Source organism: Pseudoalteromonas sp. BSi20495 (assembly GCF_000241185.1).
In the GTDB taxonomy this organism is placed as follows: Bacteria; Pseudomonadota; Gammaproteobacteria; order Enterobacterales; family Alteromonadaceae; genus Pseudoalteromonas; species Pseudoalteromonas fuliginea.
On record NZ_BADY01000033.1, the window covers coordinates 1 to 880 of the forward strand.

An 880-nucleotide genomic window follows, 5' to 3' on the forward strand; every position below is an offset into this window, starting at 1 on the left:
AATAGTGTTTTTAATATTGTTATCATTTAAGTTTATAACGGATTACTTATAAAACCTGAATAACTTGCTCTTTTGCTAAGCGAGATTTAGGTAATTTAGCATTATAATCTTCAGCGCTATCATGATAGCCAAGTACTAATGCGACGTCGCATACGTAACCATCAAGTCTTTTTCAAAGACTTCGCCAATCAGCTCGGCATCTACGCCTTCCATTGGAGTTGAATCAATGCCTAAACGTGCAGCGGCATGCATAGTGTTACCCAGTGCAATGTAAGTTTGTGCTTTAGTCCACTCTTCATTACTGCCTTGCTCATCAGTATTCATATCAACAAATGCATAAGCACCAAAAGCTTGTTCGCGATTTTCTGCTTTAGTACGGCCATTTTTAATATCTGCATCAATAACTTTTGCGTAGTCATCGCGGGTATATTTAGGATTGTGAGCGAATAATATTATATGCGAAGCTGTTTTAATATGTGGCTGGTTAAACGCAAATTTATTAGCAAATGTACTATGCATACGCTCTTTAGCCTCATCTGATTCAATTACGATGAATTTCCAAGGCTGCGAGTTAATAGATGATGGAGATAGGCGCATAGCTTCGTAAATAACGGCTAAATCGTCTTGAGATACACGTTTCGTTGCATCGTAACGTTTTGCTGTGTAACGCTTTTCTAAGTCATTAATAATAGGGTGAGTCATTAGTTTCTCCATTGAGTAGGTGTTTTACCAGTATTTACTATGTTGAGTCAGTTTTAGTAAAAACAAACCCTTTTAAAAATTTATTACAAAAATAATATCGTGTTTTTAAATCACTCTACTTATTTAATTCAATTGATATCTACGTAAAGTAAAGGCTATCAATATAGCTAGGTACGGA

General features: G+C 35.5%; 1 pseudogene. It reads right to left on the reverse strand.

The window, feature by feature from the left end:
• Positions 1-46: 46 nt before the first annotated feature.
• A pseudogene (locus tag P20495_RS15420) lies at positions 47-702 on the reverse strand (nitroreductase family protein).
• Positions 703-880 lie beyond the last annotated feature (178 nt).